General features: G+C 43.9%; 6 protein-coding genes. All 6 read right to left on the bottom strand.

Annotation, left to right across the window (positions count from 1 at the left end):
- Window positions 1-262 precede the first annotated feature (262 nt).
- On the bottom strand, window positions 263-1,495 hold the full coding sequence (locus PGQ38_RS18650) for a toprim domain-containing protein (protein WP_270433063.1): 1,233 nt from the start codon (window positions 1,493-1,495) through the stop codon (window positions 263-265).
- Window positions 1,496-1,543: 48 nt separating this feature from the next.
- The gene (locus PGQ38_RS18645; protein ID WP_270433062.1) at window positions 1,544-2,818 is read right to left on the bottom strand and encodes an ERF family protein; all 1,275 of its coding nucleotides are present in this window, start codon (window positions 2,816-2,818) and stop codon (window positions 1,544-1,546) included.
- A gap of 20 nt (window positions 2,819-2,838) precedes the next feature.
- Window positions 2,839-3,522: a hypothetical protein gene (locus PGQ38_RS18640; protein ID WP_270433059.1), complete on the bottom strand. Its 684-nt coding sequence runs from the start codon at window positions 3,520-3,522 to the stop codon at window positions 2,839-2,841.
- A gap of 49 nt (window positions 3,523-3,571) precedes the next feature.
- Window positions 3,572-4,687, bottom strand: coding sequence for a hypothetical protein (locus PGQ38_RS18635; RefSeq protein WP_118580588.1), 1,116 nt, complete (start codon window positions 4,685-4,687; stop codon window positions 3,572-3,574).
- 17 nt (window positions 4,688-4,704) lie between these two features.
- Complete coding sequence (locus PGQ38_RS18630) at window positions 4,705-4,836, bottom strand: hypothetical protein (protein WP_255610563.1); 132 nt, start codon at window positions 4,834-4,836, stop codon at window positions 4,705-4,707.
- A gap of 348 nt (window positions 4,837-5,184) precedes the next feature.
- A partial coding sequence (locus tag PGQ38_RS20275) for a cold-shock protein (protein WP_270433065.1) occupies window positions 5,185-5,338 on the bottom strand: 154 nt, incomplete at its 5' end.

Below are 5,338 nucleotides of genomic sequence, written 5' to 3'. Positions count from 1 at the left end.
CTCCGCTTCAGCGGATACTGTAAAAACACCTGTCTGAAGGAAGCTGCTGCAGCACAGCATAACCGCCATTGCACCTGCAAGCCACCTTTTTCCCTTAAATTTACCCAATGTTTTTCTCCTCTCCTAGATAATGGTCTGTCCCTGGTTTTTACCAGGCATGGTCTGTCCCTGATTTCCATCTTTTTCTCCTTTCTACTGGCCTGTTTAGCCAGATAAAAAGAGACCTGAATACAGATTTCAGATCCCCTTTTATTTGACTAAATCAATAAAAACTCTCTTTTTCTTCTGGTGGCTTGCTGTAAATCCAGTCATCCACGCCCTTGTAATTGCCGAGCCACAAACCGTCTGTATCCGTGTCCCAGCTGATTCTCTGGCAGTTTAACCCAAGCCTTTCGCACATGTCATACAGTTTAAGGCATCCTTTCCGGATGGTATCACGCTTTCTCCTTTTTTGTGGGCACTCCTGCTTTCTCAACAACCGTTCTGGTGTCCCACATACGATGCACTTTTCCATACAGTCACAACGGCAGGTAAGATCCATCATTTTGTCCATATCCATACATTCGTACACGGTCTGTAACCCCCTGCTTTTTAAATCTGCAAGCACAGGAAACAGACTTTTATAGTTTCCCACCCCTGGGATTCCAATATAAGGATATCCGCTTCTTAGGCTGGCAAGCTCTGCCTTTAAAATTCCTTCTGTTACATGGATGCTCCTTTGTACCGGGCTTATATAGCCGGACACCCCGGCCGGGCTGCCTCTGCTTGTAAACCAGATATATTTTCTTTTGTTCACCGGATGGTCAACCCGGATCTGAAAGCCCTTTATTTTATGATTCAGGGAATACACAGGGCACAGGTAGCCTCTGTTTCCCTCATAAAACGAAGCTTCCCACATGCCGTCCCGATTCCGAAAAAAACCTGGGATTCCGTCCAGCCTAAATCCTTTTTCCAATAGTTTTTTCGCAATAGTCCCTGCCTTTTTGGGTTCAATGCTTTTATAGCCCTTTCGTTCCAGTTCCTTTATTTCCGGATCTGTCACACCACGTCTTTTCAAGTCCTGTTTATGCAGGGTGTGAAGCTGCAAAAGGGAAAGCATCTGACGGTACACAAGGTCCACGTATTCTGGGGATCTTTTAACCTCGTCCGTTTTGGCCTTGTAACGGCAAGTTATCTTTTTATAGGTACTTCCTGTCACCTGACCGCCATTTTCCAAGCGGTTTATGATTTCCTGATAAGCTGTTTTGCACCGGTCTTCTCCATAAAGCCCCATAATGTCTGCATACAGGGTAAGCATATTTCCGCCCTGCCCGCAGTGGAAACAATGGAAAACGTTTTTGATTTCCCCATTTTTGCTAATGCAAAAGCTGCATTTTCCTCTGGTATCGCCACAATAGGGGCATTCCACCGGAAACTCCTGATCTGATCCTCCTTCAAGGCACCGTATGGACAGTAACCACGCCACTTCTTTTATGGTAAATGGATGTTCGTACATAATCCCTCCTAAAAAATGTGGCTCCGTTCTCCCGGAGCCACAATACGTTTATGCTGCAAGTCTGTTCTGTTTTTCATGTGCCACAATAATCTTTGCAGCATTTACCATTTCCATGTTGCTGCCGTAATAACCGGTTGCCATCCATCTGACTGTGTCTGCCCCTTTTGGGTTTTCCATCATCTCACCGAGCGTCTTTCCACTAAAAAGACCAAAATTGCACATTACCTTTCTGGCACGTTCCAGCTCTTCTTCCTCAGATTCCATACCGAAGCCTTCGTCTGTTTCCTCTTCGCTGTCATCTGCAAAGGGGTTTTCGTCTTCTGCACGAACAAAATGAAACTCTTCTTCCTCGGTTTCACCAGAAATTTCTTCCGCTTCTGCTTCAAAACGCTCTGTATCCTCGGGCACTTCGTCTGGCATCTCATCTGCTGTTTCCTCTAAGGGTTCCTCACTTGTACCAAGCGTTTCTTCTTCAGACTCGTTTTCCTCCAGAAAACTCTCTTCCAGATCTTTTTCTTCCATGCCAAACTGCATCTGGCCAGGCAAATTTTCATCCTCCTCTTTGCGTGCATCCCGGATCTCGTCAGGACTGATTTCAAGATCAAAAGAATCATCCGAAACCGGAACAGCCTTTTTACTGCTTCTGCTGTTTCCATTACGAACGGTCTTCAAGGTAGTTTCTTTTTGCTTCAAAGACTGCCCGGTTTCTTTTGTAGAAGTGAAAGCAGAGTCAGATTTCGGGGGATTTTCAGACTCTTCTTTGGCTTCCTTCTTCTTTGGCTCTGTCTGCACCGCATTTTGGTTCTGTTTTTTTGCAGGTTTCTTTGGTTCCTCACTTTTTTCTTTTTTTGTTTTATCGCCATCCGGAGCAGGGCCTCGCATATCCGGATCCTCGGTGGTCGCCTGGACGATGTTGAATTTATTTAATAAATAATACTTCAGTCCGTAGCTCCAGGCTGCACCTTTGGCCTTGTCTGGAACCTCATTGGTTCCGACTACATGAATATCACTGTAATTTTTTTCTTCTGGATGATCTGCATTTGTCCAGCAAAGCTTTAAATCCGCTTCATACCGCCACATATTGCCAAACGGTGTCAGATAGGCTGGATTTCCAGAAGCATCCAGCTGCGTGGATGCTTCACCAAGGACCTCAAAATCCACGCCGTATTTATTTAAGGCAGGGGTGAGGTATTCATAGACATCATCCAATCTCACAAAATCATAGGGCACCTCTTCGCTGTAACGTTTTCTTAACAGCTTTGGCACCATCTTTCTTATTTTAATCATTTTCTGAGTCAGGTTCAGATACGCATATTTACCCATAAATTCAGTTCCTCCTTATTTTATGCTGCACCTTTTTGCAGCTCTTTCATTTCTTCCCGCACACAGCCAATGTAGATTCTTTTTTGCGAAATCTCCCAAAAAGATTCCGAAAGCCACTTATCTGCGATCATTTTTACAGCCTTCTTCGCATGGTTCAAGGTGTAAAGAAACATCACATCCGTATATTCCATCTGCGCTTTTTCAAAGGTAAAGCTTGGACTGTAAAACAGCTCCTCAGGCTTTATTCTGGCCTCCAGGAATCTTTTGGAAGTTTCCTCTACCTGTATCCGGTTTATATTTGGAACAAGACTGCCCCTCTGGTGCTGGTACTTAAGCAAAAGCTGATCCCAGTTTGTATCCATCATGTTTTTCACCAAATGGGTAACCTTCATTTCCACCTCTTTCTTCAGACTTTCTTTCGTCGGAAAAAGAAAATCGGCAGGTATCCCGACCGCCTGATAGAATACAGAATCTGCCTCATACAAAGAATAATCCGGCAGATAAAGTATGCTGCAAAGCTTTGGTTTCCGAAGCTGTAAACAATCCCTCCAAGCAGAAGCTGCATAAAATAACATGCAGTTTTCTTCCTGGCACTTTATGAATAGCTGGCTATGAAACTTTTTAATACTGTGTACCGGATCCTGTATCCACGAAAGTAATTCCCTGGATTTTTTTGCTTCCATAACCCAGTCCGGATACTGCATATGTTCCTCCTTCATACAAAAAGACAGGGGTTCCTGCCTTTGTCATTATTTAATATTTAATTTCACCTGGCATATCAAGCTCATGCCAACGTTTGCTTACACAGGCTGCCACTTTTTCCTCCAAAAGAAGTAGTCCTCTCGCATTCGTTTCCTGCTGCCTTGCAATGGAAATCACATCACAGATCCCGCAATAGATTTCGTAGGCACTACAGGGGACATCCCCTGCTGCCGCCCGAAAACGCTCTACCGTTTCTGCAATCAGCTTTTTGGAAAAACCAGCCTGCTTCATAACGCCGATCATGGCATTGGCAGGATGGTTCACCCAGATTTCACTAAGCCGCAGGACCTCCTGCAGAGCTTCCTTATAGTATTCAAAAATAGAAGCCATGTTCTGGTTGAAGTCTTCGGTACCCTTGCAGTTTTTGTGACGCACTTTCAAGTTTTCTCCCAATACAATATATTGGTTCTGAACGGACACCGTATAGAAGATATTGGCTCCTGAACTTCCCACATCGGAGGTGGTGATCCGGACCGAAGCATACAGCTCTCCGTTAAAAGTCTTCCCATAGCGTTCCAGCAGTTCCTTGTAGGCTTCGGTCAGTCGCCGGTCTCTTAGCTCCCAGGTCGCATTTACCAGATTATGGTCCGCACATCCGGATTTAAAAGACGCGTATTCAAAATCGCTGTAGATATAAGCCCCTGCAATTTCATAGACCTCTGGCATGGACAAGATAGAATAGTCTTTTTCGTCGCCAGACAGGACTGCCCGCACCTTGCCTTCACAAAAGCGGAGCAGGGATTTTCCCCTGGAGACCTTCAGACATTTGTTCAGGATATAGGCAAGTGTTTCTTTGTCTAATTCTGCAAGCGCCTTTCCGTCTATCCTGGCCCTGCCTTTTAAGCTTTTGATGGCAGATATGCCAAGAAAACAGCTGCGGTCTGGGGTTTTAATCAGCAGCCCGGAATTATTTATGGTATCCTCTTTTAAATATTCCAGATTGATATTCCCAATCGGGGTGCAGGTACTGTCCTTCGTAACCGCTTCCACTGTCAGATCCTTGCTTTGTGCCCGGAACCATTCGGCCCGTTTTTCCACATCATCCAGATACTTGTAAAAAGCGGATTCCTCTTCAAACGTTACATTAAAATCATCCTTATAGTACATAGCCCCTCCTTTTGCATTCAGGACAGGAGCTTTACTTCAATGGACTTAATTCTTCCATCCGCAATCTGGAATTCATATCCATCTTTTGCCATATCAAGCAGCATTCCCAGTTCTAACAAATTTACAGCATCCCAATTTACTTCCTGCATAAAATGTTCTCCTCTTCTTTCTTTTTCTGTTATCTGGCATTCCTTTTTTCCATTTTGACCAGTACGGTCTCTTTAATTTTTCTCATTCTGCTTCCTCCTTTTCTTCATTTTGCAACAAAAAAAGACACCAAAAGAATTCCTATCTTTTCGTATCTTCCAATGTTCTAACTTATTTGCTGAGTTTAGGGCGAACCGCCCAAAAGAGATTCATCCGGAATGTCCGGATCTAAAATGTAAGATCAGCCATAGATGACTGATAAAATATGATTTCATTTAAAGGTTACCACAACATCTTGTGGCTGTCAAACACATTTTTTATATATTTTGTGTTTCAAAATTTATTTTCTTTTATGCATCTTCCTCTGCTATAAGGGGAAGGATATTCATTGCAAGCGCCCTGCCATTTTCGTCCGTTCCAACTTCAAACTGTACAGGCTGCTTACCGGAAAGCATTTTAAAGCCTTCCATCTTGATCTGGGAGAAATGTGCGAAGTAATCCTCG

The sequence above is a fragment of the Blautia faecis genome, from assembly GCF_027662325.1.
In the GTDB taxonomy this organism is placed as follows: Bacteria; Bacillota; Clostridia; order Lachnospirales; family Lachnospiraceae; genus Blautia_A; species Blautia_A faecis.
This window is presented reverse-complemented; position numbering and strand designations above follow the sequence as displayed.

What these genes read in the sequence shown, in the direction of transcription:
- PGQ38_RS18630 (WP_255610563.1), bottom strand. Translation starts at nt 4,836, where the DNA reads ATGCAGGAAGTAAATTGGGATGCTGTAAATTTGTTAGAACTGGGAATG.
- PGQ38_RS18640 (WP_270433059.1), bottom strand. Translation starts at nt 3,522, where the DNA reads ATGCAGTATCCGGACTGGGTTATGGAAGCAAAAAAATCCAGGGAATTA.
- PGQ38_RS18635 (WP_118580588.1), bottom strand. Translation starts at nt 4,687, where the DNA reads ATGTACTATAAGGATGATTTTAATGTAACGTTTGAAGAGGAATCCGCT.
- PGQ38_RS18645 (WP_270433062.1), bottom strand. Translation starts at nt 2,818, where the DNA reads ATGGGTAAATATGCGTATCTGAACCTGACTCAGAAAATGATTAAAATA.
- PGQ38_RS18650 (WP_270433063.1), bottom strand. Translation starts at nt 1,495, where the DNA reads ATGTACGAACATCCATTTACCATAAAAGAAGTGGCGTGGTTACTGTCC.